Annotated in this window: 19 protein-coding genes and 2 pseudogenes; 4 read left to right on the top strand and 17 right to left on the bottom strand. The window is 68.3% G+C overall.

The window, feature by feature from the left end; genetic code table 11:
• Positions 1 to 7 precede the first annotated feature (7 nt).
• On the top strand, positions 8 to 1,366 hold the full coding sequence (locus KY49_RS11285; protein ID WP_042584765.1) for an aspartate aminotransferase family protein: 1,359 nt from the start codon (positions 8 to 10) through the stop codon (positions 1,364 to 1,366).
• A 28-nt stretch (positions 1,367 to 1,394) separates the two neighbouring features.
• On the opposite strand, the gene KY49_RS11280 is transcribed toward KY49_RS11285, so the two are convergent.
• The 3 genes and pseudogenes from KY49_RS11280 to KY49_RS11270 all read right to left on the bottom strand — a co-directional run bounded on the left by KY49_RS11280 (position 1,395) and on the right by KY49_RS11270 (position 3,674).
• A complete protein-coding gene (locus tag KY49_RS11280; RefSeq protein ID WP_042584764.1) occupies positions 1,395 to 1,949 on the bottom strand; it encodes a CS1 type fimbrial major subunit in 555 nt (184 codons plus the stop codon).
• 268 nt (positions 1,950 to 2,217) lie between these two features.
• Positions 2,218 to 2,403: pseudogene (locus tag KY49_RS37075) on the bottom strand (amidohydrolase); the annotation flags it as partial.
• Between the two features lie 29 nt (positions 2,404 to 2,432).
• Positions 2,433 to 3,674: a diaminopropionate ammonia-lyase gene (locus KY49_RS11270; protein WP_042584762.1), complete on the bottom strand. Its 1,242-nt coding sequence runs from the start codon at positions 3,672 to 3,674 to the stop codon at positions 2,433 to 2,435.
• A gap of 182 nt (positions 3,675 to 3,856) precedes the next feature.
• On the opposite strand from KY49_RS11270, the gene KY49_RS11265 reads away from it, so the two are divergent.
• Entirely contained in the window at positions 3,857 to 4,333 is a 477-nt protein-coding gene (locus KY49_RS11265; RefSeq protein ID WP_042584761.1) for an Lrp/AsnC family transcriptional regulator, read from the top strand.
• Between the two features lie 159 nt (positions 4,334 to 4,492).
• Here KY49_RS11265 and KY49_RS11260 read toward each other — a convergent pair.
• Positions 4,493 to 5,768 (bottom strand): annotated as a pseudogene (locus tag KY49_RS11260) (IS256 family transposase).
• 234 nt (positions 5,769 to 6,002) lie between these two features.
• On the opposite strand from KY49_RS11260, the gene KY49_RS11255 reads away from it, so the two are divergent.
• Positions 6,003 to 6,434, top strand: coding sequence for an STM2901 family protein (locus KY49_RS11255; protein WP_042584760.1), 432 nt, complete (start codon positions 6,003 to 6,005; stop codon positions 6,432 to 6,434).
• A complete protein-coding gene (locus KY49_RS11250) occupies positions 6,434 to 6,793 on the top strand; it encodes a DUF1493 family protein (protein WP_042584759.1) in 360 nt (119 codons plus the stop codon). Before KY49_RS11255 ends, KY49_RS11250 begins: the two co-directional genes overlap by 1 nt.
• Positions 6,794 to 6,829: 36 nt before the next feature.
• Here KY49_RS11250 and KY49_RS11245 read toward each other — a convergent pair whose 3' ends face one another.
• The 13 genes from KY49_RS11245 to KY49_RS11185 all read right to left on the bottom strand — a co-directional run bounded on the left by KY49_RS11245 (position 6,830) and on the right by KY49_RS11185 (position 23,541).
• Positions 6,830 to 8,548, bottom strand: a complete 1,719-nt coding sequence (locus KY49_RS11245; RefSeq protein WP_042584758.1) for a tannase/feruloyl esterase family alpha/beta hydrolase — start codon at positions 8,546 to 8,548, stop codon at positions 6,830 to 6,832.
• Positions 8,549 to 8,576: 28 nt separating this feature from the next.
• On the bottom strand, positions 8,577 to 9,716 hold the full coding sequence (locus KY49_RS11240; RefSeq protein WP_009916476.1) for a porin: 1,140 nt from the start codon (positions 9,714 to 9,716) through the stop codon (positions 8,577 to 8,579).
• A gap of 62 nt (positions 9,717 to 9,778) precedes the next feature.
• Entirely contained in the window at positions 9,779 to 10,978 is a 1,200-nt protein-coding gene (gene mhpT, locus KY49_RS11235) for a 3-(3-hydroxy-phenyl)propionate transporter MhpT (RefSeq protein WP_042584757.1), read from the bottom strand.
• 155 nt (positions 10,979 to 11,133) lie between these two features.
• Positions 11,134 to 13,035 (bottom strand): feruloyl-CoA synthase, encoded by a 1,902-nt coding sequence (locus KY49_RS11230; protein ID WP_042584756.1) that lies wholly within the window; start codon positions 13,033 to 13,035, stop codon positions 11,134 to 11,136.
• Positions 13,036 to 13,045: 10 nt separating this feature from the next.
• Positions 13,046 to 14,494 carry an aldehyde dehydrogenase gene (locus KY49_RS11225; protein WP_042584755.1) on the bottom strand — a complete coding sequence of 483 codons (1,449 nt, stop codon included), beginning with the start codon at positions 14,492 to 14,494 and terminating at the stop codon, positions 13,046 to 13,048.
• Between the two features lie 37 nt (positions 14,495 to 14,531).
• Positions 14,532 to 15,362 (bottom strand): p-hydroxycinnamoyl CoA hydratase/lyase, encoded by an 831-nt coding sequence (locus tag KY49_RS11220; RefSeq protein WP_010098467.1) that lies wholly within the window; start codon positions 15,360 to 15,362, stop codon positions 14,532 to 14,534.
• A gap of 185 nt (positions 15,363 to 15,547) precedes the next feature.
• The gene (locus KY49_RS11215; RefSeq protein WP_042584754.1) at positions 15,548 to 16,048 is read right to left on the bottom strand and encodes a MarR family winged helix-turn-helix transcriptional regulator; all 501 of its coding nucleotides are present in this window, start codon (positions 16,046 to 16,048) and stop codon (positions 15,548 to 15,550) included.
• Between the two features lie 59 nt (positions 16,049 to 16,107).
• The gene (locus KY49_RS11210) at positions 16,108 to 17,016 is read right to left on the bottom strand and encodes an SMP-30/gluconolactonase/LRE family protein (RefSeq protein ID WP_042584753.1); all 909 of its coding nucleotides are present in this window, start codon (positions 17,014 to 17,016) and stop codon (positions 16,108 to 16,110) included.
• A gap of 63 nt (positions 17,017 to 17,079) precedes the next feature.
• Positions 17,080 to 18,099, bottom strand: a complete 1,020-nt coding sequence (araH, locus tag KY49_RS11205; protein WP_042584752.1) for an L-arabinose ABC transporter permease AraH — start codon at positions 18,097 to 18,099, stop codon at positions 17,080 to 17,082.
• 50 nt (positions 18,100 to 18,149) lie between these two features.
• A complete protein-coding gene (gene araG, locus KY49_RS11200; protein ID WP_042584751.1) occupies positions 18,150 to 19,679 on the bottom strand; it encodes an L-arabinose ABC transporter ATP-binding protein AraG in 1,530 nt (509 codons plus the stop codon).
• A gap of 20 nt (positions 19,680 to 19,699) precedes the next feature.
• A complete protein-coding gene (locus KY49_RS11195; protein ID WP_042584750.1) occupies positions 19,700 to 20,704 on the bottom strand; it encodes an arabinose ABC transporter substrate-binding protein in 1,005 nt (334 codons plus the stop codon).
• 127 nt (positions 20,705 to 20,831) lie between these two features.
• On the bottom strand, positions 20,832 to 21,761 hold the full coding sequence (locus tag KY49_RS11190; protein WP_042584749.1) for a dihydrodipicolinate synthase family protein: 930 nt from the start codon (positions 21,759 to 21,761) through the stop codon (positions 20,832 to 20,834).
• Positions 21,762 to 21,789: 28 nt separating this feature from the next.
• Positions 21,790 to 23,541: an IlvD/Edd family dehydratase gene (locus KY49_RS11185; RefSeq protein WP_042584748.1), complete on the bottom strand. Its 1,752-nt coding sequence runs from the start codon at positions 23,539 to 23,541 to the stop codon at positions 21,790 to 21,792.
• Between the last annotated feature and the right edge of the window lie 99 nt (positions 23,542 to 23,640).

Raw genomic sequence — 23,640 nt, 5'->3', positions numbered from 1 at the left:
GCCCAACTTGCGTTCCCGCCACGGAGTCGACCTCACCCGCGCCCGCGCGTTGTTCGACCGCGAGCGCCGCGCGTTCGCCGAAGCGATGCCGAGATCCCGCGCATTGTCCGCGGAAGCCGCCGAGCACTTGCTGTTCGGCGTCCCGCTGCACTGGATGCAGGATTGGTCGACCCCGTTCTCGCTGTACGTGAAGGAAGCGCGCGGCGCGACGTTCACCGACGTCGACGGCCATCGCTATGCCGATTTCTGTCTCGGCGACACGGGCGCGATGTTCGGCCATGCGCCCGAACCCGTCGCCCGTGCGCTCGCCGAGCAGGCGACGCGCGGCTACACGACGATGCTGCCGAGCGAGGACGCCGCATGGGTGTCGCGCGAACTCGCGCGCCGCTTCGGGCTGCCGGTCTGGCAGTTCGCGCTCAGCGCGAGCGATGCAAACCGCTTCGTGCTGCGCTGGGCGCGCGCGGCCACCGGCCGCAGCACGATCGTCGTGTTCAACGGCTGCTATCACGGCACGGTCGACGACGTGTTCGTCGATCTCGTGGACGGCCGCCCCGTGCAGCGCGACAGCCTGCTCGGGCAGGCGTACGACCTGCTCGCGAACACGCGCGTCGTCGAGTTCAACGATCTGGGGGCGCTCGAAGCGGCGCTGAAGGACGGCGACGTCGCGTGCGTGCTCGCCGAGCCCGCGATGACGAACATCGGGATGGTGCTGCCCGATCCCGGCTTCTGGGATGAAGCCCGCGCGCTGACGCGCCGCTACGGCACGCTGCTCGTGATCGACGAGACGCATACGATCAGCAGCGGGCCCGGAGGCTATGCGGTGGCGCACGGGCTCGATCCCGACGTGCTGGTGGTCGGCAAGCCGATTGCCGGCGGCGTGCCGTGCGCGGTCTACGGGTTCAGCGCGGCGTTCGCGGAGCGCGCGAAACAGGCGAAGCTGAACGCGCCGCCCGGGCATTCGGGCATCGGCACGACGCTCACCGCGAACATGCTCGCGATGCATGCGATGCGCGCGACGCTGAACGAAGTGGCGACGGACGCGGCGTACGCGCACATGTTCGAACTGGCCGCGCGGCTCGCGTCAGGGCTCGAACAGGCGATCGCGAAACATGGGCTGCCGTGGTGCGTGACGCGCATCGGCGCGCGCACCGAGTTCCAGTTCGCGCCGACGCCGCCGCGCAACGGCACGATCGCCGGCCGGCAGCTCGACAGCGAGCTCGAGCACATCGTGCACCTGTACTTGCTGAACCGTGGCGTGCTGATCACGCCGTTCCACAACATGATGCTCGTGTGTCCCGAGACGAGCACGCACGATGTCGACCTGCTGGTCGCGCAGTTCGATGCGTGTCTCGGCGAACTGGTGTGATGGCGTGACGCAGCAGGTGAACGCGTGCTTACTGTTCGATCGGCCCGTCGTCGCCTGACGCCGCGGTCGGCTCGAACAGCAGCACGAGATCGCCGCTATAGCTGCCGTTGGCGCGGGCAGCGCCGTTGCGGGCCGGCGCGTTGGCGCTGATCTTCAGGTTGTGGATTTCGTCGAAGCCGCCACCGTCGCCCGGCCTGACCTGCGTGACCTTCCGCACCGAATCCGGTGCGACGATCGCAGTCCCGTCGGCGCCCGTCAGCGCCACCTTCGCGTTGGTCATCTCGCCATGGCCGTTCGACAGCCTCAGCGGTCGCGCCAGCGTAACGATGAAGTCAGGGGTTTTTGTCCATACGCGAATCGGCAGCGTCTTGCTGAAAGTTTTCTGCGTGTTGTCGTTCGCAGTCAGTTCCACTACGTCATACCAAGCCGAGCCGTCCGGCCGCGACACGAAAATGCTGTCGCCGATATGCGCGGTCAGCGTGATCTTCTTCACGACCGCCTGGGCCGAAGGCTGGCCCGCATGCGCGATGCCGGCCAGCACGCCGCTCACGCAGAGCGCCAGGATGAGTTTGCCGATCTTCATTTGTCAACTCGCAATTCAAATAAGAATTTGAAACCCAAATCAACAAACCCATTAGGCCAAACATCATCGCTCTACATTAGATCAATCAGCGAGGATTTTCATCCGTATTTCCGGCGATGCAACCGGATACGCTAAAAAACGACCCTCACGCGACCGGCAACGCAAGCCGCGCAAGCTCCGCGAAATACCGCGCGCCGATCGACAGGATCTCGTCGTTGAAGTCGTAGCGCGCGTTGTGCAACGGCACGCCGCCGTTGCCCAGCGCGTCCCCGTTGCCGACCGTCAGGCTCGCGACGAGCCCCGTGCCGCCGATCCCGCGATGCACGTCGAGCCCGAGCGTCGTCAGGATCGTCGCGACGAAGTCGGACGTCTTCACTTCGTCGAAACCGGTCTCCGGATAGCGATGCAGGTGTTGTCGCCAGGCCTTCAGTTGTCCTTGCAGCGTGCTTTCCATCCCGAACTCCTCGTCGATGCCGATGCCGGTTACACGGCGACGGCGGCCGCCGTGCGATCCAGCCAGTCGCGCTGGCGCGCCAGCACGGCTTCGGCCGATTCGCCGACGCATTGCCGGTAGACCGACGGCGCCGTCGCCCCTTCGGTGCTGATCGCGAGCACGCGCGACGTGGCGTCGAGCCCCGCCGCGCGTGCATGTTCGGGGTCGCGCATCAGCGCGGCGAGCCCCGCGAGACCGGCCGCGCCCGATTCGCCGATCACGAGCGGCGCGTCGCGGCCGGTGCCCGTCGCGAAGCGGCGCATCGTGCGCACCGCGTCGTCGTCGTCGATCAGCATGAAGTGATCGATGCACGGCTCGAGGAAATCCCACGCGAGCGGCGACGCTTCTCCGCACGCAAGGCCGGCCATCACCGAATCGACGGCGCCGGTCGCCTTCGTCGCGCGGCCCGCGAGCGCGCTTTGGTACAGGCAATCGGCCTGCCGCGGTTCGACGACGATGAAGTGCGGCCGCCGCGCGCCATGACGCTCCCACAGATAGCTCGCGAACCCGGCGGCCAGTCCGCCCACGCCGCCTTGCAGGAACACGTGCGTGAACGCGGGCGCGCCGGGCGTGTCCGCCGCCTGGCCGACGAGTTCGGCCGCGATCACGCCGTAGCCCTGCATCACGTCGCGCGGAATCGCCTCGTAACCATCGTATGACGTATCCGACACCACGTGCCAGCCGTTTGCGTGCGCGAGCTGCGCGGCGCGCACGACCGATTCGTCGTAGTTGCCGTCGATCCGCACGATCTGCGCGCCGTGCGCGGCGATCGCGCGCTCGCGTTCGGCGCCGACGTTCGCATGCAGGACGATCACGCAGCGGCAGCCGATCGAGCGCGCCGCCGCGGCCAGCGCGTTGCCGTGATTGCCGTCCGTCGCGCTGATCACGGTCAGGCCGGCGAGCAGCGACGCGTGGCGGCCTGCGATCAGGTCCTTCGGGTCGAGGTCGTGCGTGCGCCACAGGCGCTTCACCAGACGCAGCAGCGCAACCGGCGCGCCCAGCGCCTTGAAGCTGCCGAGCGGCGAGCGGAACGACTCGTCCTTGACCGCGAGCCGCGCGACGCCGAGTTGCGCGGCGGTGTCGGGCAGGTCCCACAACGGCGTCGGCGAGGCGCCGAGGAGAGGCCAGTTCGACAGCCACGCGCCGCTTTCGTCGGCGGTCGCGATGTTCAGCACGCGCCGCAGCGCGTCGGGATAAGGGGCGCGTGACGACCTGGGATTGGCGATCAGCATGGCAGGCTTGCTCCGTGGAGGCGGCCTCGGCAGAGGTCCGTCGGTTGAGTCGCATCGGGAAAGCGCAGCTTGCGCCCGCCCTCGATGAGCAAAATAATATTGCGCAGGCTGGTTAATAAAATCCCCAACTGAGCTGGCTTTGCGCAACAATTTCTCACTTTGGCGAGGCTTCACGCGAAATCATGACCACCCCTCTCGATGCGTTCGATCGCAAGCTGCTGATGGAAGTCCAGCGGGATGCGCAGACGCCCCAGAACGAACTGGGCGCGCGCGTGAACCTGTCGACGGCCGCTGTGAACCGGCGGCTGCGCCGCCTCGCGGAAGACGGCGTGATCGAGCGCTACACGGCCGTCGTCGCACCGGAGAAGGTTGGATATGCGCTGACGATCGTCGTCAACGTCGAGATGGAGCGCGAGCAGATCGACCAGATCGATGCGATGAAGCGGACTTTCGAGCGGTGTCCGCAGGTGCAGCAGTGCTACTACGTGACGGGTGAGTGGGATTTCGTGCTGATTCTCACCGTACGGGATATGGATCAGTACAACGCGCTCACGCGGCAGCTGTTCTTTTCGAACAACAACGTAAAGCGGTTCAAGACGCTAGTGAGCATGGGGCGGGTGAAGGTCGGCCTTGACGTGCCAGTCGAGACAGACGAGTAAGCCGCCGGGACGAAGCAAAGCGGCCGAAGAAGATGAACAAAAGCTCAAACAAAAAGCCCGCGTGCGGACTTTTTGTTTGTCGCCTCACTTGTTACAGACGCTGAGTAATCCTGCCCGAACCTGTCCGCATTTTTGTGGGTGAGGCGGTTGAACAAATCGTTAGCCACGCGCCTGCGTGAACCGCTCACCGAACAGGATAGCAAACTGGTTCATGGCGGATTTCCAGTCGAAGGCCGACCGCACGGTCTTGGCCAGCACGTTGCGCAGCGCCAGCCAGAGCAGCTTGATGGCAGCCTCGTCATTCGGGAAGTGGCCGCGGGTCTTGATGATCTTGCGCAACTGCATGTTCAGGCTTTCGATGGCGTTGGTCGTGTACACAACCCGTCGAATCTCCGGCGGAAACACGAAGAACGGTGTGACGTGCTCCCAGGCGCGCTGCCACGATTGCGCGATGGTCGGGTATTTCTCGCCCCAGGGGCCGTCGGCGAAGTCCTGTAGCGCCTGACTTGCCGCCCCTTCGCTGGCCGCCGCGTAGATCGGGCGCAGTGCCTGCGCCACGGCTTTACGGTCCTTCCAGCCAGCATATTCCAGGCTGTTGCGGATCAGATGCACGATGCAGGTCTGAACCGCCGTCCTGGGATAGGCGGCGCCGATGGCCTCGGTCAGCCCCTTCAGGCCGTCGACCACGGCGATCAGGATGTCCTGGCAGCCGCGCGTCTTCAGTTCGTTGAACACCTTGAGCCAGAACTTGGCGCCCTCGGTCTGCTCGATCCAGAGGCCCAGCACGTCGCGCTGGCCGTCGGCCTGGATGCCCAAGGCCAGATAGACCGCCTTGTTGCTGACCACGCCGTCGTCGCGGATCTTGACCCGCAGCGCATCGAAGAACACCACCGGGTACATCGTTTCGAGCGGGCGGCTCTGCCAGCTCAGCGCCTCGGCCATCACCTCGTCGGTGACCGAGCTGATGAAGTCGGGCGACACTTCGGTGCCGTAGTGCTCGGCCAGAAACCCTTGAATCTCGCGCACGCTCATGCCGCGCGCGTACATCGCGATGATGCGCTCGTCGAAGCCGGTGAAGCGGCGTTCGTGCTTGGGAATCAGGATCGGCTCGAAGCTGCCATCGCGGTCACGAGGCACCTCGACCCGGACCGGGCCGCGATCGGTGATGACGGTCTTGCCGCTGGCGCCGTTGCGTTCGTTGGCCTGGCCGGGCGGCTTGGACTGGCCCGGCTGATAGGCCCAGATGCAGATTCATCTCGGCGCCCATTGCGCGTTCGATGAGCGCCTTGTTGAACGCCAGCATCAGGTCCTGCACCTCAGCCGGCGTCATTGGCCCCTTGACCAGTTGGTCCAGCAGTTCCTTGGGCAGTTCAGGCAGCGGCCCTCGGGCCGCTGCCTGCGAGGCCACCGTTCGTCTCTTCTTCTTCATCGGCATACCCATGACTTTTAACCCTCATGATATGCCTCGCCCACAAAATGACGGATAGGTCCTCCTGCCCAGCTTAGATTGCAGTCGCTCTGTCGCGCGACTGCTCCCCAATCCCATCTTGCCGCCCTGCCAGTGCACGTGACTGCGGGACGCCCCCTTATTCGCCACACATGAAGATGTAGCGGTCCGGTTCTTTGATACGATCGTTTGCGCTGAAATAATAATCACCATGAGGGCCGAATGAGCAACACCTACAACTACGGAACGCACACGGGCCTGGAGCCTACAGAGCTTTTCCTGTTCATCGCCGTTGACCAAACCTGCGAGCAGCTCGGCATTAACGATGTGGAGTACGTCATCCTGATCTTGTCGGGACTTCCCATTCTGCCCACCAGAGCTAAACCGCTGGGCGCGACCAAAGGAACGTCGCTGGCGTCTGTTATGTCTCGCGCAGTGTTCCGCTATGAACTGAAAAGGAAGGTTCTGCCCACATTCACCTTGAACAGCATGAAAAGGCTGCGTTGGATTCTGACGCACAAACTCAGCACATTCGTCGGTCGGACTGTGCCGGGCGTCGGTTGGGTGCTGCTGGCGAACGATGTCTATCAGATCGCACATCACACTGTCGTTCGATACAATCGCATTGTCTCGCCTGAGGACCGGGTGTTTTGATGGAAAACTACAGTTGGGAAGACCTTGAGTCGTTCGTCAGGAAAGAAGCCTGCATATCTCCCAAAAAGGTGATCACTCGGGAATCAACCGTTGAGGATGACTTAGGCCAGCAGGGGGATGACGCCGATTTGTTCATGCAGCGTTTCTTTGAAGCGTTTCGCGTGGACAGAGGCGACTACGATTTTCACCACTACTTCCTGATGGAAGGCGAAGGGATTTTTTATCACTTGCTGATGAAGCTACTCAGGAAGCCGCACACGTTTAAGCGGGAAACGCTGACCGTTGGCATGCTTCATCGAGCACTCGCTAACGGAAAGTGGGACACGAAAGCATTATCGGAACTCTCACCGAGCCGTTGATAGAAAAGGCACTCATGGAGTGCCTTTGCGGCAACCTCAACGGCAACTGAAACTCCCCGCCGAATTCACCTCCCCCGCCCCGCTATACCGCGCCACTTTCGGATAAGGACACAGCGGCCGCGTCCGCCCCGCTCCCCACGCCGTCGGCACTTCCGCATTCGGAATCGCATTCGTCCCATCGCGCGCGGTGGCGACGACCGCCTCCGGCGGCTGCCCCTGCTCCACCCACGCAACCAGCGGCGTCAACATATCGAACTGATCCGCCGCCGGCCCGCCCGAACAATGATTCATCCCCGGCACCGGATAGAACCGCGCGAAATCCGACGCATCCCCGCCATTCGCCTGCGCGAGCCGCGCATACCAGTCGCGCGTGTCGTTGAACGAAAACACCGGATCACCGGTGCCGTGATAGACGAGCAGCTTCGCGCCGCGCGCCTTCAGCGCCGACAGATTCGTCTCGTCGGGCGGCGTCATGAACGACCACGCGGATTCTGTATACACGCCGCTCGTCGCGAAGATCGCCGGCGCGTCGTTATCCATGTCGAAGCCGAGCGCGAAGCCCGGCAGGTTCGCGAGCGTCGCCGCGGGCTTCGGCGGCGTCATGAACGTGAACGCCATCGCGGCCGGGTCGAGCGTGACCGAATTCGACTGCTTCCACGCAGCCCAGTTGCTGCCGGCGACGCCTGGATCGTACGGAAAGCTCGCATACAGCGCCGCGCCCGCGCTGTTGCGTGCCCCCGCGAACACGTTGGCGAGCGCCGTCTTCTGCGCGCCCGTCAGGCACGCGCCGGTGCGCGCGCCGTTCGCGCAGGTCGGGATGTCGGCGTCGACGCTGAAATGCGCCTGGCACGCAGCGACATCCTGCACCATGCCGTCCGCGACGCCGTCGAGCGCGTCGCATTTCTCGACGATCTTCGCGCCGACGAACTGCCGCTCCGCGTCGGTGAAGCCGCTGCGAAGGTCCGGCAGCCCGTTCGCGCCGGTCGCCGACGCGATCTTCGCGAACTGCTGCGCGCCATACATCTCGCCGATCGCCGCCTTCGGCAGATGAAAGCCCGGATCGCCGGCAATGATCCCGTCGTAGTCGGCCGCGTTGCGCGCCGCCGTCACCATCGCGTGACGCCCGCCGTTCGAGCAGCCGCCGAAATAGCTGCGGTCCGGCCCCTTCCCGTAGGCGACGCGGATCACCTGCTTCGCCATCGGCGTCAGCGCATCGACGGCCGCGTAGCCGTAGTCGCGGCGCGCCTGCGGGTCGAGCCCGAACAGCGGGTTCTGCGCGCCGCCGTGCCCGGAATCCGAGCTGATCACCGCGAAGCCCAGGTTCAGCGCATTCGTCAGCGGCCCGCCGCCGCCGACCTCGCCGGTCGCCGTCAGCACGTTGCCGTCGAGGCCGCCGTTCGCCTGATAGAAGAAACGGCCGTTCCACGCCTTCGGCAGGCGCATCTCGAAGCCGATCGCATAGGTCTTGCCGTCCACGGGGCTCACGCGCTCGTTCATCTTCCCGGCAATCACGCAGTGCTCGGCGATCGGCTTGCCGGCCACCGTCAGCGCGCCCGCGGCGGCGGTCGTCACCGACGTGAACGTCGTGTTCGCATACGCGAGCCGCGCGGCGAGCGCGTCGCAGGTCTGCGTCATCGCGGCCGGCGTCGCGGCGCTCAAATGCGGGGAAGCCGGCGAGATCGAATCGTCGCCGCCGCAGCCGGCGAGGATCGCGGCGGACAGCGGCGCAACGCAAAGGAGTACGGATTTGTTCACGGTGTCTCCGTTTCGTCAGGAATGTGGCTCAGAACAGATGCTTGACGCCGACCATCGCGCCGAGCTGGTTCATCCCTGCGCCGGGCGTCGTGCCGGGGCCGCCGCCGCTGACCGCATAGCGCGCGTGCGCGCTGTTCCACAGATACGAGGTCTGCGCGTAGACCGACGTGCGCTTCGACAACGCGTAAGTGGCGCGCAGCGTCGCCATCGTCGCGCGCGTATCGTGCGCGGTGTTGACGATCCGGTAGCCCTGGCCGTCGACGGTGAACAGCGGCGTGAACGCATACGACGCACCGACGAAGAACAGGTCCGAGCGTGCGCCCGGCGCGGCAGGCGCTTCGGTCGTCACGCGCCGCCCGAGCCAGCCCGCGCCGATGCGGGCATGGCCGACGTTCACGTAGCCGCTGACGTGCGTGCGCGCATCCTTGTCCGCGCTGGTCGTGAAAGCGGCGGGCGCCACGCCGTCGAAGAAGTTCGCCGCCGCGTTCGCGCCGCCGCGCTGCTCCTCGTACGACGCGGCAACGCCGAACAGCGCGCTGTCGTACTTGAGCATCACCGACCAGTCGCGGCATTCGACCGCGTGGCCCGGCACCTGCCCCGCGCACGTGCCCTGCCCCGGCGAATTGCCGGTGCCCGCGCCGTCGCGGCCGAATGAATAACCGGCGCCGAACGTGAAGCCCTTGTAATTCGCCGTGTACGTGACCGCGTTGTCCGCGCGGCCGTTCGGCACGTAGGCGTCGAGCGAACCGAGGCCGTAGATGTCCGGGCCGACGATGTCGGCGCCCTGCAGCGCGAGGTAGGTCATCATGTACTGGCGGCCGAACGCGAGCGTGCCGAAGCCGCTCTTCAGCCCGACGAACGCCTGCCGGCCGAACAGCCGGCCGCCCTGGCCGAGATCGCCGCCGCGCACGTTGAAGCCGCTCTCGAGCACGAACACCGCCTGGTAGCCGCCGCCGAGATCCTCGGTGCCGCGCAGGCCCCAGCGCGACGGCAGCTCGCCCGTCACGGCGGGCATGCGCACGACGTGGTCGCCGGCCGCGTTCGCGTGCGACACGTATTCGATGCCGGTGTCGATGATCCCGTACAGCGTCACGCTCGACTGCGCATGCGCGCTCGCCGCGGCCAGCGCGCATGCGCCGGCCGCCAGCAGGGCCTGGGTGTTCTTCATGATGGTGTCTCCGAACCTGTGTTGATGTCGCGCTCTGATGGCGCTCGTGGATGAAACGAAATTCAGTCGCCCGCCTGCGGCCGCCCGATCAGCAGCCACGCGGCCACGGCGGCAACGAGCGTGACGGGGATGCTCGCGCCGATCACGACCGGCGCGCTGCGGCCCATCGCGAGCAGTTGCGCGGCGGCGAGCGGCCCGACGACGGAGCCGAGCCGGCCGACCGCGACCGCGGTGCCGACGCCGGTGCCGCGCATCGCGGTCGGGTAGTAGATCGCGGCGAGCGCATACAGCACCGACTGGCCGCCGATCACGAACATGCCGGCCGCGAACGCGGCCGCCGCGAGCGACGCGAAACCCGGCGCGGCCGCGAGCGCGGCGAGCGACAGCACGATGCCCGCATACATGCCGCCGACGACGCGCGTCGCGCGCATCCGGTCCATCGCCGCGCCGATGCCGAGCGCGCCGAGCCCGCCGCCGACGTTGAACGCGATCTGCACGAGGCCGACGTGCGCGCGGTCCAGCCCGCGCGCCGCCATCAGCGACGGCAGCCAGTTCAGCAGGAAGTACAGGACGATCAGCGTGCAGAAATAACTGACCCACAGGGCGAGCGTGGACAGCGTGCGACCGCCGCCGAACAGCGTGTGCGCGACGCTCGCGCGCTCCGCGCCGGCGACGCCGAGATACGCGCGCGACTCGGGCAGCAGGCCGATCAGCAGCGGCACGAGCAGCAGCGGCCCCACGCCGCCGACGTAGAAGATGTGGCGCCACTCGGCGTCGCCGGCGAGCAGCACGCCGATCAGCGACGCGATCACGCCGCCGAACGGAATGCCGCAGTACATCGCGGCGACCGCGCTGCTGCGCGCGCGCGGCTCGACTGCTTCGGACGACAGCGCGATCAGGTTCGGCATCGCGCCGCCGAGCCCGATGCCGGTCAGCACGCGCACGACCACGAGCATCGCGAAGCTCGATGCCTGCGCAGTGGCGATCGACAGCAACCCGAACAGCGCGACCGACGCGATCAATACGCGCTTGCGGCCGAACCGGTCCGCGAGCCGGCCGCCGAGCATCGCGCCGGGCAGCAGGCCGAAGGTGCCCGCGCTGAACGCGACGCCCATCTGCGACACCGTGAGCCCGAATTCGTGCGCCATGCGCGGCGCGGCGACGCCGACCGACTGCAGGTCGAGCCCTTCGAGCAACGCGATCGCGAAGCACAGCGCGAGGGTCGTCGCGATCGCCGGCTTCTCTGCAACATAGGTGTTCATTTTGTCTCCAGTCCTATGCAAATCCCACGTGCGCATCCGCCGCCGGCCAGAGGCCGACGAACGCGCTGTCTCCTGATCGAACGACGGCCTTTATCAGGCTGCCTGATTATGTAGTCGAAAAAAACCGGTCGGCAGCTCACCCGACCGGCCAATGCTCAAGCGTGGATCACATCCGGGTCGCCGGCCGCCGGATCGCCGGCCGTCGCGTCGTAAAGCGCCTCGATCACCGCCGCGCGATGCTGCTGCACGGCCGCCTGGTTCAGCGAGCCCTTGTCGGTGACTTCGCCGAGATCGAGCGACGGCGGCGACTCCATCAAGCGGATGCGCGCGACGAACGTCGAGCTGCCGGTCGCGCCACGGTTGAGCCGTTCGAGCCACGCGGCGAACGCCGCGCGCACGGCGGGCGCACGCAGCACGTCGGCCACCGCCGCATCGCCGCCGAGCCCGGCCAGCGCACGGCACGCGTCGACGCGCGGAAACACCAGCAGGCCGATGTCGTCGCGATTGAGCCCCGTCACGACCACATCCTGCACGTAAGGCGCGCCGGTCGACACCGCGTGCGCACGCAACGGCCCGACGCTGACGAAGGTGCCCGTGCTCAGCTTGAAGTCCTCGGTCAGCCGGCCGTCGAACTGCAGGCCGAGCTCGGGCCGCGCCGGATCGGCGAACGTCGCCGCGTCGCCGCTGCGGTAATAGCCTTCGTCGTCGAACACGTCGCGCGGATCGACGTCCGCGTGCCAGTAGCCGCGCATCACGTTCGGCCCCTTGAAGCGCAGTTCGAGCTTGCCGCCGCACGGCGCGAGCTTCACGTCGCAGCCGGGCGCGGGCAGGCCGATGTAGCCCGAGCGCATCAGCGGGCCGGTCGTGAACAGGCACGACGGCGACGTCTCCGTCATTCCGAGGCCCGCCATGATCCGGATGCGTTCGCCGCAATGCGCTTCGGCCACGCGGTCGAGGCGGTCCCATGCCGCTTGCGACAGCCCCGCGCCGCCGAAGAAGAACAGCTTCACGCGCGAGAAGAACGTGTCGCGCAACGCGGCGTCGCGTTCGAGCGCGGCGGTCAGCTCCTCCCAGCCCTTCGGCACGTTGAAGTAGATCGTCGGCGCGATCTCGCGCAGGTTGCGCACGGTCTCGTCGAAACGGCCCGGCACCGGGCGTCCGTCGTCCAGGTACAGCGTGCCGCCGTTGTACAGCGCGATGCCGAGGTTGTGACTGCCGCCGAACGTGTGGTTCCACGGCAGCCAGTCGACCAGCACCGGCGGCTCGCGCGTCAGTTCCGGCATCGTCTGGCGCAGCATCTGCTGGTTGCTGCACAGCATCCGGTGCGTGGTCGGCACGGCCTTCGGCTGCTTCGTCGAGCCCGACGTGAACAGGATCTTCGCGATGTGATCGGGGCCGACCGTCTCGTGGATCAGGTCGATCGTGCGCGGCACGGTGTCGAGCAGGTGCGCGAACGGCACGGCGTCGCGCCGGGCATCCGCCTGGCTGCTTTGCGCGACGATCAGCGTCGCGTCGGCCGGCAGCGCCGCGTCGAGCGCGCGCGCGAACGCGTCGCCGTCGGCGACGAACACCGCGCCCGGCCGCAGCACGCCGAGCGTGTGGCGCAGCTTGCCGTAGTCGGTCGATACGAGCGAATACGCGGGCGAGATCGGCGCATACGGCACGCCGGCCAGCATCGCCGCGAACATCAGCTGCAGGTGTTCGAGATCGTTGCCGGACAGCACCGCGAGCGGCCGCTCGGCCGACAGCCCGAGATCGGCGAGGCCCTGCCCGAGCGCACGGGCGCGCTCGAACATCTGCGCGTACGTGATCTCGATCCAGCGGCCGTCTTCGCTGCGGCGCGCGGCGAGCACGCGGTCCGGATGCGCGTGCGCGCCGTTCGCGAGGCAATCGGTGAGGCGCTCCGGATACGCGCCGAGCGGTTCGAGCGCGTGCAGCCGCCAGGTGCCGTCGCCGTCACGATGGATGTCGGTGTCGCCCTGCGCGACCGCCACCGCGCGATAGCGCGCGCCGCCGGCGTTGCGATCCGTGGCGTGCGAGGTCATCGATGCGTTCATCGTTTCCCTCTCAGATCGGGTAGTGGCGCGGCGCGGTCTGCACGGTGATCCAGCGCAGCTCGGTGAATTCGGCGATCGACGCACGGCTGCCGAAGCGGCCATGGCCGCTCGCCTTCACGCCGCCGAACGGCATCTGCGCTTCGTCGTGCACGGTCGGGCCGTTGATGTGGCAGATCCCCGATTCGATCCGCCGCGCGACCGCCAGCGCGCGCGCGACGTCGCGGCTGAACACGCTCGCCGCGAGCCCGAACTCGCTGTCGTTCGCGAGCGCGACCGCGTCGTCGTCGTTGTCCGCGCGCAGGATCGCGACGACCGGCGCGAACGATTCCTCGCGATACAGGCGCATGTGCGGCGTCACGCCGTCGACGATCGCGGGCTGCATCACCGCGCCGTCGATCCGGCAGCCGAGCGGCAGGCGCGCGCCGTGCAGGCGCGCATCCTCGACGAGCGCCGCCGCGCGGGCGGCAGCGCGCGCATCGACCATCGTGCCGAGCGCATGGCCCGCGTGCGGATCGCCGGCGACGAGCGTGCGCGCCTTCGCGGCGAGCCGCTCGACGAGCGCGTCCGCGACCGGCCGCGCGGCGATCACGCGCTCGGTCGACATGCAGATCTGCCCCTGGTTGAAGAATGCGCCGAACGCGATCGCGTCGACGGCGGCGTCGAGATCCGCGTCGTCGAGCACGAGCACCGGCGCCTTGCCGCCGAGTTCGAGCAGCACCGGCTTCAGGTGCGCCGCCGCGTGGCGCGCGACGATGCGCCCGACGTGCGTCGAGCCGGTGAAGTTGACACGCTTCACGTGCGGATGCGCGATCAGCCGCTCGACGAGTTCCGGCGCGTCGTCCGCCGCGTGCGTGACCACGTTGACGACGCCCGCGCCGAGCCCCGCGTCGTGCAGCACCGCGCCGATCAGCGCGTGCACGCCGGGGCACGCCTCGGACGCCTTCAGCACGACCGTGTTGCCGCACGCGAGCGGCATCGCGAGCGCGCGGGTGCCGAGGATCACCGGCGCATTCCACGGCGCGATGCCGAGCACGACGCCGCACGGCACGCGCATCGCGAGCGCGAGATTGCCGGGCACGTCGGACGGGATGACGTCGCCGTCGATCTGCGTCGTCATCGCGGCCGCCTCGCGCAGCATGTTCGCCGCGAGCGTCACGTTGAAGCCGTACCAGCCCGGCGTCGCGCCGGTTTCCGCGACGCCGGTCGCGATGAAGGCGTCGACGCGCGCGTCCATCAGGTCCGCCGCCTTCAGCAGCAGCCGGCGGCGCTCGGTCGGCGCGAGCGCGGCCCAGGCGGGAAACGCGCGGTGCGCGGCGTCGACCGCCGCGTCGACGTCGGCGGCGCCCGCGGCCGGCGCACGCGACGCGAGCGCGCCGGTCGCCGGATTGAAGCGGTCGAAGGTGCGCCCGTCGCGTGCCGCGCACCATTCGCCGCCGATCAGCATCTGTCTGTCGGTCATTGGTGTCTCCAGTCCCATGCCTGCGTGGCAGTATCGATCAGCGCTTGTACGCCTGCAGCCCGGGCTTGATCGCCTTGTCGTCGAGGAACTGCTTGAGCCCCTGCTCGCGGCCCCGCTCCGGGTCGCGCAATTGCGCCTGATCGAGCTTCGCGTACAGGTAATCCTCGCACTGCTCCCACGTCAGTTCCCGCGACCGCTTGAAGCCGTGCTTCGCCGCGCGCAGCACGACCGGGTTCTTGTCGATCAGGCGCGCGGCGAGCGCGATCGTCGCGTCGCGCAGTTCGGCGAGCGGCACGCTGCGGTTCACGAGGCCCATGTCCGCCGCCTCGACGCCGGTGAACGTGTCGCCCGTCATGATGTAGTGCAGCGCGCGGCGATGCCCGACGGTATCCGCCATCGCCTTGCTGACGAGGTTGCCCGGCGGGATGCCCCAGTTGATCTCCGACAGGCCGAACACCGCTTCGTCGGCCGCGATCGCGAGATCGCACGCGACGAGCGGCGAGAAGCCGCCGCCGAAGCACCAGCCGTTCACCATCGCGATCGTCGGCTTGCCGTACATCCGCAGGCGCCGCCATTGCCATTCCGACGCGTCGCGCCGCACCTTCTCCTGCAGCGCGTCCGGGCCGCCGTCGATTTCGCGGAAGTACTCCTTCAGATCCATGCCGGCCGTCCACGCGGCGCCCGCGCCGGTCAGCACGAGCACCTTCGCGTCGTCGTCGAACTCGATCGCGTCGAGCACCTGCAGCATCTCCTGGTTGAGCGTCGGGCTCATCGCGTTGCGCTTGTCCGGACGGTTCAGCGTCACCCACGCGATGCCTGCCTCCACTTTTACCTCGACGGTCTGCCAGCGGTTCTCGTACTTGCTCATGTCTGTTCCTGTGATGTGTTCCAGTGCCGATTCGGTGCGCAGCGCCTCTGCTGCGAACGGCTTCATTTAATATCAGGCTACCTGATATTGCAAGCGACAAGAACGCCGGTGTAAACCCGGATCGGGTGTCCTGTCGGGGATATCCGGGACAGCGAACGACCGGCGGTTTCGTGGGGTCGGGTACGTCAGCCGCGCAGGTTGCGGACGAACACTTCGAGTGCGCGCTGCACGTGCGCGGCGTCGTCGGCGGGGAGTTCGCCGAGCATCTGGCTTTCGAGCGGGCGCAGCACGGCCTCGCATTCGCGCAGCATCGCCGCGCCTTCGTCGGTCAGCGTCAGCAGGATCACGCGGCCGTGCGACGGATCGGCTTCGCGCGTGACGAAGCCGCGAGCCGCCATCACGCTCATCACCTCGTTCGCCGATTGCGGCGTGATGAACGAGCGCTCGGCGAGCTGCGCGTTCGACGATGCGCCGCGCGCCTCGAGCACCGACAGCGCCGTGTACTGCGCGAGCGTGATGCCGAGCGGCGCGAGCGCGTCGGTCATGTGACGGCGCAGCAGCCGGTCGAGGCTGCCGATCACGTAGGTGAGGCGCTGCGGCGTGCGCGCCTTCGGCTTGTCGCCCGCGGCGCGGACGGCGTTCTTCGCGTTCCTGGAATTCGCGGACTTGGTCGGTGCAGTGCTCATGGCGCGGGCCGGATGAAATTGCGGGCCATCTTACCAGCACGCGCGTGCGGTTCTCGCCGTCAGCCGCGCACCATACGCTTGAACGGGAATCGCGCGGCCGGCAAGCCCGCGTATCGCGTCTGCGTAACGAACACGCCGCCGGCATGCGCGTCATTCGCAAGCGCGGCATCGCTCAGCCCGACGCGTGCGCTCGTCACGTACAGGCGGCCTGCGTCGTCGAGCGCCACGCAGCTCGGCTGCGCGGTCGGCACGGCGATGCGCTCCGTTTCGACACCGTCCGGCCCGTAACGCACCACCCGCCTTCCGCCCCACTGCGCGTTCCACAGCCCGCCGTCGCGATCGATCGTCGAGCCGTCCGGGTCGCCGTCCGCGTCGGTCAGGCGCGCGAACGACCGCACGTTCGCGACGCCGCCGTCCGCGCGATGGTCGCAAACAAAAATCTCGCGCGTAGCTGAGTCGCAGAAATACATCTTCGAACCGTCCGGCGAAAACGCGATGCTGTTCGCGATCGCCGCCGGCGGCAACGCGAGCCGTTCGAGTGCGAGGTCTGCATTGAGCCGATAGAACCCGCCGACCGCGCGCGGCGGCTCACCGCCTTCGTCCTTCATCCCGAACACGAACGCGCCGTGCGGATCGCAGCGGCCGTCGTTGAGCCGCGTCGGCAGCTCGGGCTCGACGTCGACGATCCGCGTGAACGTCTCCGTGCGCAAGTCGAGGAACGCGAGATGCGTCGCGAGCCCGACGAGCAGCACGTCCGGCTCGTCCGTCAGCGCGAAGCACGCGAGCCGCTCGGGCATCGGCCAGTGCGTCGCGCCCGTGCCGTCGGCGCGGCATCGCCAAAGCTGCGCGCCTTCGATGTCCGTCCAGTACAACGCGTGCGTCGCATCGCACCACGTCGCGCCCTCGCCGAGCGTGTTGCGGCTGTCCACCAGCAGCGTCGCCCGCGCCGCCTGAATCTGCTGTTGCATGCTGTCTCCAGAATGTCTGCCTGTATTCGCGCGCAGCCGCCCCGACAGCATCCGGCCCCGCCGTCAGACCCGCATCGCACGCCGCTGATTGCGACGATACTGGTCGAACAGCACCGCGAGCAACAGAATGCCGCCCCGTATCAGATATTGGTAAAACGTCGGCACGTTCAGCAGGCTCATCGCGTCCTGCACGGACCCCATGATCAGCACGCCGACGAGCACGCCGGAGATCGTCGCGACGCCGCCCGTCAGCGACACGCCGCCGAGCACGCACGCGGAGATCACGCCGAGCTCGAGGCCGACCGACGTCTTCGGGTCGCCGAGGCTCATCCGCGACGCGAGCATCACGCCCGCGAAACCGGTGACGAGCCCCTGCAGCACGAACACCGTGACCTTGATGCGCATCACCGGCAGCCCCGCGAGCAGCGCCGCCTCCCCGTTGCCGCCGACGGCCAGCACGTTCTTGCCGAACACCGTCTTGCGCAGCAGGAAGCCGAACACGACGAAGCCGACGATGTTGCTCCAGATCGGATACGAGATGCCGAGGAACGCGCCCGACCCGAGCTCGAAGAAGCGCTCCTCGGAGATCATCACCGCGTCGCCGTTCGACGTGATGAACGCGAGGCCGCGCACCACCTCCATCATCGCGAGCGTGACGATCAGCGAGTTGATCCGCCAGCGCGCGATCAGCACGCCGTTGACGAGCCCGACCGCGCCGCCCGCGAGCACGCCGGCGACGATGCCGAGCAGCACGCTGTGCGTCGCGGTGATCAGCGTCGACGCGACGACGCCCGAGAACGCGACGATCGACGCGACCGACAGGTCGACTTCGCCGAGCGCGAGCACGAACATCATCGTCACGGCGATCGAGCCGATCAGCGTGACCGACAGCAGCAGGCCCTGGATGTTGCGGGGCGTGAGGAAGTCGGGCACGGTCAGCGACAGCGTCGCGAACAGCACGACGAACACCATCACGATGCCGGAGCGGTTGATCAGGTCCCACGCGCCGCCGCGCGGGCGCGCCGCCGGCGCAGGCGTGTCGGGGGAAGGGGAAGTGCCTTGAGGTTGCATGGCTTGGCTCATGTCGTTACTCGTTTCCGTTCACGTTTCGCTTCGGTCCTGCTTTCGCGCCGCTAGCGCGGCAGCGCGAGCCTGATCAGCGCATCGGGGCTGGCCTGCGCCTTCGCCACGCAGCCGGCAATCCGCCCTTCCTTCATCACGACGATGCGGTCCGACACGCCGATCACCTCGGCGAGATCGCTCGACACGAGGATCACCGTGCGCCCCGCTTCCGCGAGTTCGTAGAACAGGTTGTAGATTTCCGCGCGTGCGCCGACGTCGATGCCGCGCGTCGGCTCGTCCATCAGGAACACGTCGATGCGCTCCGCGAGCCAGCGCGCGAGCACCACCTTCTGCTGGTTGCCGCCCGACAGCGCGCCGATCGGCGTGTCGCCGTCGCGGGTCTTGATCGCGAGGCGCTCGATGTAGCGCCGTGCGAGCTCGCGCTCCTTGCGCGGCGCGAGCAGCACGCGCGCGGGGCTGAAATGCCGGCGCGCGCTGATGTTCAGGTTGTCGGCCACCGACGCGATCGCGACGATGCCGTCCTGCTTGCGGTCCTCCGGGCACAGCGCGACGCCGGCGCGCACCGCGTCGCGCGGGCTCGCGAACGCGACGCGCCGCCCGCGCAGCGCGACGTGGCCCGCGCTCGGGCGCGCCGCGCCGGCCAGCAGCTTCATCAGCTCCGAACGCCCCGCGCCGACGAGCCCGAAGAACCCGACGATCTCGCCGCGGCGCGCGCTGAACGACACGGGCTCGGACAGCCCGGGCCCCATCAGCCCGTTCGCCTCGATCAGCACGTCGCCCGCCGCGCGCGGCCGGTAGCCGTATACGTCCGCAATCGAGCGGCCGACCATGCTGCCGATCAGCCGGTCGCGGTCGAGCCCGTCGACCGATTCGAAGGTCTCGATGCGCCGGCCGTCGCGAAACACCGTCACGCGGTCGCACAGCGTGTAGACCTCTTCCATTCGGTGCGTGACGTAGATGATCGCGCGGCCGTCCGCGCGCAGCGCATGGATGATCCGGAACAGCTGCGCGGTCTCGCGCGCGGACAGCGAGCTGGTCGGCTCGTCGAACGCGATCACGCGCGCGTCGCGCATCAGCGCCTTGCCGATCTCGATCATCTGGCGCTGCCCGATCGACAGGTGCTTGACCGGCGTGTTCGGGTCGATGCGCTCGCCGAGCCGTTCGAGCTCGCGCGTCGCCCGCGCGACCAGCGTGCGCGCGTCGACCACGCCGAGCCGGCTCGGCAGTTGCCCGAGCATCAGGTTTTCCGCGACCGTCAGCTCGGGCACCAGATGCAGCTCCTGGTAGATGATCGCGATGCCGGCCTCCAGCGCCGCGCGCGTCGACGCGAAGCGCTGCGCGACGCCGTTCAGCGTCAGCGTGCCGGCCTGCGGCTGGTTCACGCCCGACAGCACCTTCAGCAGCGTCGACTTTCCCGCGCCGTTCTCGCCCATCAGCCCGTGCACCTCGCCCGCGCGCACCGACAGCGACACCGCGTCGAGCGCACGCACGCCCGGGAAGCTCACCGTGATGCCGTCGAGCGCCAGCAGCGCATCGCGGGTGGTCACGGCGTCGGGCCGCGTAATCGTGTCCGTCGTCATCGCGTCCTCGCCGGCCGTCGTCAGATGCCCAGCTCGGCGCGCACGGCCTGCCAGTTGCCGCGCGTCATCAGCTTGCCGCTCGTCTGCGTGTCGGCGGGCGGCGTCTTGCCGTTGCGGATCCAGTCGACGAGGTTCTGCGCGCTGTCCTTGCCGTGATTCGTCGAGCTGACCGCGATCGTGCCGTAGAAGCCGGTCGGCTCCTTCTTCTGGAATTCGGCGAACGCCTCGCCCGCGCCGTTGATGCCGACGCCGATCACGTCCGCGGCCGGGATGTGCAATTGCTCGGTCGCGCGCACCGCGCCGAGCACGGTCTCCTCGTTCAGCGCGTAGACCACCCACTTCTTCACGTTCGGATGCCGCGCGAGCACCGGCGCGGCCGCGCTGAAGCCGCCTTCGTCGTCGGTCGTCTTCTGCGGCGCGTCGAAGATGTTCTCCTTGCGGAAGCCGTTCGCGAGCAGCGCCTGCGTCGCGCCGTCGGTGCGCAGCTTCGCGGTCGGCAGCTCGTAGTTGGTCACGCGCAGCGCGCCGACCTCCTCCGGCTTCCAGCCGCGCCGCTTCATCTCGTCGGCGATCGCCTGGCCGACCTGGTTGCCGATCTTGATCGCCGACATCCCGAGATGCGGGACGTTCGCGAGCGGCTTGCCCGACGAATCGACGAGCTGGTCGTCGACGGTCACGAACTTCATGTTGTAGCGCTTCGCGCGCGCCGCGATCGCCGGCCCGAGCCGCACGTCGGGCGCGCAGATCACGAAGCCCTGCGCGCCCTGCGAGCCGAGGTTGTCGATCGCCGCGAGCGTCTTCTCGCCGTCGGGCGTGCCGATCTTCACGACCGAGAAGTTCTCCTTCTGGCCGAGCGTGGCGGCCGCATTCTGCTCGTTGATGAACCACGCCTGCTCGGGCATCTTCACCAGGAAGCCGATCTTCAGCGGCGCGTCGGCGCGGGCGGCGCCCGGCATGCCGAGCGGCGCGAGGCACAGCGCCGCGAGCGCGGCGCGCAGGGTCAGTCGGCGAATCGTGCGGGTCATGTCGTGTCTCCTCTGGGTACGGGTCGTCGTCGACCGTGGTGTAGGTGTCGGTATCGATGTCGTGCTCGGCGGCGATGCGGCATCGTCGGCATTCGCGGCATGCTCGGCAGCCGCTCGCCGGTCCGCTTCAGCGCGCCCAGCGCAGCACCAGCGGGTCGAGCCGGCGCGCGATCGCGACCAGTTCGGCGCGGGTGTCCGGATGCAGCTCCGGCAGCGGATGGCGCGCGCGCTCGCACGCGATCACGCCGCCTTCGCGCATCAGCGCCTTCGCGGCCAGCAGCCCCGCCTGGCGGTTCTCGTGATTGATCAGCGGCAGCCATTGCGCGTAGCGCGCATAGGCGTCGTCGATGCGCCCTTCGCGATGCGCGACGAGGATCGGCCGCAGCCCGTCCGGATACGCGCCACCCGTCATCGCGCCGGTCGCGCCCGCGTTCAGGTCGGCGAGCAGCGTGATCGCCTCCTCGCCGTCCCACGGCCCCTCGACCGCGTCGCCGCCGAGCCGGATCAGCTCGCGCAGCTTGTTCGCCGCGCCCGGCGTCTCGATCTTGAAGTACGCGACCTGCTCGATCTCGCGCGCCATCCGCGCGAGAAACGGCGCAGGCAGCGCGGTGCCGCTCGCCGGCGCGTCCTGGATCATGATCGGGATGTCGAGCGCGTCCGACACGCGCGCGAAGAACTCGAAGATCCGCGGCTCGGGCACGCGGAACGTCGCGCCGTGGTACGGCGGCATCGCCATCACCATCGACGCGCCGAGCGCCTGCGCATGCCGGCTGCGCGCGGCGCACACGTCCGAGCTGTAGTGCGACGTCGTCACGATCACCGGCACGCGGCCGGCGACGTGCTCGACGATCGTGCGCGCGAGCACGTCGCGCTCGTCGTCGGCCAGCGCGAACTGCTCGGAGAAGTTCGCGAGGATGCACAGCCCGTCGGCGCCGGCATCGATCATGAAATCGACCGCGCGTTTCTGGCTCGCGAGATCGAGCGCGCCGGTCTCGGTGAAGGTCGTCGGGACGACGGGGAAGATGCCGCGGTAACGCGGGGAACGGCTGGAGGTCATGGTTCGGGTTCCGGTCAGGCAGGCACGCTCAATGCGAATGGCTCGGCACCGCCGCGCCGCGCTGGCCGACCAGGAAGTCGAGGTCGCAGCCTTCGTCGGCCTGCAGCACGTGGTCGATGTACAGCCGCGCATAGCCGCCCTTGCCGAGCTGCCCGGCGACGCCGGGCGCGGCGGCCGGGTCGACGTCCGACAGCCGGCGCGCCAGCTCCTCGTCGCTGACGTCGAGATGCAGCGTGCCCGCGTCGCAGTCGAGTTCGATCCAGTCGCCGCTGCGCACCGCCGCGAGCGGGCCGCCCGCCGCCGCCTCCGGCGCGACGTGCAGCACGACCGTGCCGTACGCGGTGCCGCTCATCCGCGCGTCGGAGATCCGCACCATGTCCTTCACGCCCTGCCGCAGCAGCTTCGGCGGCAGGCCCATGTTGCCGACCTCGGCCATCCCCGGATAACCGCGCGGCCCGCAGTTCTTCAGCACCAGCACCGAGCTCGCGTCGACGTCGAGCGCTTCGTCGTCGATCGCGGCCTTGTAGTGGTCGAAGTTCTCGAACACGACCGCGCGGCCGCGATGCTTCAGCAGCTCGGGGCTCGCCGCCGACGGCTTGAGCACCGCGCCGCGCGGCGCGAGATTGCCGCGCAGGACGCGGATGCCGCCATCCGCGATCAGCGGCCGGTCGAGCGGGCGGATCACCTCGTCGTCGTAGTTCGGCGCGTCGCGCACGTTGTCCCACAGCGTCCTGCCGTTGACGGTCAGCGCATCGGGATGCGGCAGCAGCCCGCCTTCGCCGAGGCGGCGCAGCACCGCCGGCAGGCCGCCCGCGTAGTAGAACTCCTCCATCAGGAAGCGGCCCGACGGCATCAGGTCGACGATCGTCGGCGTATCGCGGCCGATGCGCATCCAGTCCTCGAGCTCGAGCGGCACGCCGAGCCGCCCCGCGATCGCCTTCAGGTGGATCACCGCGTTGGTCGAGCCGCCGATCGCCGCGTTCGCGCGGATCGCGTTCTCGAATGCGGCGCGCGTCAGCACCTTCGACAGCGTGAGCCCTTCGAGCGCCATCTCGACGATGCGGATGCCCGACATGTGCGCGAGCACGTAGCGCCGCGCATCGACGGCCGGAATCGCCGCGTTGTGCGGCAGCGTGACGCCGAGCGCTTCGGCCAGGCACGCCATCGTCGACGCGGTGCCCATCGTGTTGCAGGTGCCGGCCGAGCGCGACATGCCGGCCTCCGCCGACAGGAAGCGATGCAGATCGATCTCGCCCGCCTTCAGCGCTTCGTGCAGCTGCCACACGGCGGTGCCGGAGCCGATGTCCTTGCCGTCGAGCTTGCCGTTCAGCATCGGGCCGCCGGACACGACGAGCGCCGGCACGTCGCAGCTCGCGGCGCCCATCAGCAGCGCGGGCGTGGTCTTGTCGCAGCCCGCGAGCAGCACGACCGCGTCGATCGGGTTGCCGCGGATCGCCTCCTCGACGTCCATCGACGCGAGGTTGCGCGTGAGCATCGCGGACGGCCGCAGGTTCGATTCGCCGTTCGAGAACACCGGAAACTCGACCGGAAAGCCGCCCGCCTCGTGGACGCCGCGCTTCACGTGCTCCGCGAGCTTGCGGAAGTGCGCGTTGCACGGCGTCAGTTCGGACCACGTATTGCAGATGCCGACGATCGGCCGGCCGTCGAATTCGTGATCGGGGATGCCCTGGTTCTTCATCCAGCTCCGGTACATGAAGCCGTTCTTGTCCGTCGTGCCGAACCATTGGGCGGAGCGCAGCTTGGGCTTGGTTGCCGACATCGTCTGTCCTGTGTGAGACGGGGATATCGGCGCAGTCTAGGAAGAATTCTGATAACTTGCTAATGACGTTTTCAACGTCTGCCATATCACTTTCGACAT

The sequence above is a fragment of the Burkholderia sp. MSHR3999 genome (assembly GCF_000833595.1).
Taxonomy (GTDB): domain Bacteria; phylum Pseudomonadota; class Gammaproteobacteria; order Burkholderiales; family Burkholderiaceae; genus Burkholderia; species Burkholderia ubonensis.
This window is presented reverse-complemented; position numbering and strand designations above follow the sequence as displayed.

Bases quoted from the DNA above. Each gene is read 5' to 3' on its own strand.
- KY49_RS11270 (WP_042584762.1), bottom strand. From the start codon at position 3,674: ATGCTGATCGCCAATCCCAGGTCGTCACGCGCCCCTTATCCCGACGCG.
- KY49_RS11255 (WP_042584760.1), top strand. From the start codon at position 6,003: ATGAGCAACACCTACAACTACGGAACGCACACGGGCCTGGAGCCTACA.
- KY49_RS11185 (WP_042584748.1), bottom strand. From the start codon at position 23,541: ATGTCGGCAACCAAGCCCAAGCTGCGCTCCGCCCAATGGTTCGGCACG.
- KY49_RS11220 (WP_010098467.1), bottom strand. From the start codon at position 15,362: ATGAGCAAGTACGAGAACCGCTGGCAGACCGTCGAGGTAAAAGTGGAG.
- KY49_RS11210 (WP_042584753.1), bottom strand. From the start codon at position 17,016: ATGCAACAGCAGATTCAGGCGGCGCGGGCGACGCTGCTGGTGGACAGC.
- KY49_RS11230 (WP_042584756.1), bottom strand. From the start codon at position 13,035: ATGAACGCATCGATGACCTCGCACGCCACGGATCGCAACGCCGGCGGC.
- araH (WP_042584752.1), bottom strand. From the start codon at position 18,099: ATGAGCCAAGCCATGCAACCTCAAGGCACTTCCCCTTCCCCCGACACG.
- KY49_RS11240 (WP_009916476.1), bottom strand. From the start codon at position 9,716: ATGAAGAACACCCAGGCCCTGCTGGCGGCCGGCGCATGCGCGCTGGCC.
- KY49_RS11215 (WP_042584754.1), bottom strand. From the start codon at position 16,048: ATGAGCACTGCACCGACCAAGTCCGCGAATTCCAGGAACGCGAAGAAC.
- KY49_RS11195 (WP_042584750.1), bottom strand. From the start codon at position 20,704: ATGACCCGCACGATTCGCCGACTGACCCTGCGCGCCGCGCTCGCGGCG.
- mhpT (WP_042584757.1), bottom strand. From the start codon at position 10,978: ATGAACACCTATGTTGCAGAGAAGCCGGCGATCGCGACGACCCTCGCG.
- KY49_RS11250 (WP_042584759.1), top strand. From the start codon at position 6,434: ATGGAAAACTACAGTTGGGAAGACCTTGAGTCGTTCGTCAGGAAAGAA.
- KY49_RS11190 (WP_042584749.1), bottom strand. From the start codon at position 21,761: ATGACCTCCAGCCGTTCCCCGCGTTACCGCGGCATCTTCCCCGTCGTC.
- KY49_RS11225 (WP_042584755.1), bottom strand. From the start codon at position 14,494: ATGACCGACAGACAGATGCTGATCGGCGGCGAATGGTGCGCGGCACGC.
- KY49_RS11280 (WP_042584764.1), bottom strand. From the start codon at position 1,949: ATGAAGATCGGCAAACTCATCCTGGCGCTCTGCGTGAGCGGCGTGCTG.
- araG (WP_042584751.1), bottom strand. From the start codon at position 19,679: ATGACGACGGACACGATTACGCGGCCCGACGCCGTGACCACCCGCGAT.
- KY49_RS11265 (WP_042584761.1), top strand. From the start codon at position 3,857: ATGACCACCCCTCTCGATGCGTTCGATCGCAAGCTGCTGATGGAAGTC.